General features: G+C 34.2%; 2 protein-coding genes. One reads left to right on the top strand and one right to left on the bottom strand.

Going from position 1 to position 748, the window contains the following annotated elements:
- On the top strand, positions 1–180 hold a 180-nt coding region (locus QVO97_RS00585), incomplete at its 5' end, for a hypothetical protein (RefSeq protein ID WP_288188497.1).
- A 111-nt stretch (positions 181–291) separates the two neighbouring features.
- On the opposite strand, the gene QVO97_RS00580 is transcribed toward QVO97_RS00585, so the two are convergent.
- Complete coding sequence (locus tag QVO97_RS00580) at positions 292–696, bottom strand: hypothetical protein (protein ID WP_022358503.1); 405 nt, start codon at positions 694–696, stop codon at positions 292–294.
- Positions 697–748 lie beyond the last annotated feature (52 nt).

The following is a 748-nucleotide window of genomic DNA, read 5'->3' as shown; positions in this document are numbered from 1 at the left end:
TCTACCTATGAAAGCGAAAGAAGCACACTTGATGAGAATATTTCCAAATACAAAGAGCTAGGTCAGAAACTCAATGACACTTCTCTTTCTTCTGAAGAACTCCAATCTGTAAAACAACAACTCTTTTCTGTTCAGGATATAAACTTTGTCCTCTATAAAAAGATACTATATTACGGATAAGAAAATATGATAGCCTTGACGATTATTTTAACGAACATAAATGCCACAATGCCAATAATATGACCGTCAAGGCTTTAAATCATGTAGATGAACTACTTTAGGTAAAATATTCTAAAACATCATCCCACAATTCTTACATTCAAAAGTCTTACCAATCTTCTTACTGAACAGCCCAAATAATCCAACTGATGCGGCACGTTCTACACTACCAATTTTCTTTATATTTAAGCTACCACACGCAGGACACTTCGGTAAATTCTGTCCACCATTTTTAAATGCTAATTTAGGATCTGCTCCTGCGCGGATAGCTTCATGTGAGTTAAGCATCCGATTATATTCTTGGCAACGTTTTTTCTGGATATATGGTCTTTTATCAAACAACTCTTGATCAAACTCTGGAGAAGTTTTAACACATTCTTCGATGAATTTATCCTCCATGTCATCACCAAAGAAATCATACTTTATATCTTCATCCTCTTCTTCCAAATCGAGATATTGTGTTGGAACAGGATACATTGGACAACCACATATATCACATATTCTCTCTTTTTTCATCTTATTTCTAATA

Origin of the sequence: Clostridium sp. CAG:43, from assembly GCF_000434655.1 — a bacterium.
GTDB classification, from domain to species: Bacteria; Bacillota; Clostridia; order Lachnospirales; family Lachnospiraceae; genus Otoolea; species Otoolea fessa.
The sequence above is the reverse complement of the archived record's forward strand: the minus strand, read 5'-3'. Positions and strand labels throughout refer to the sequence as shown.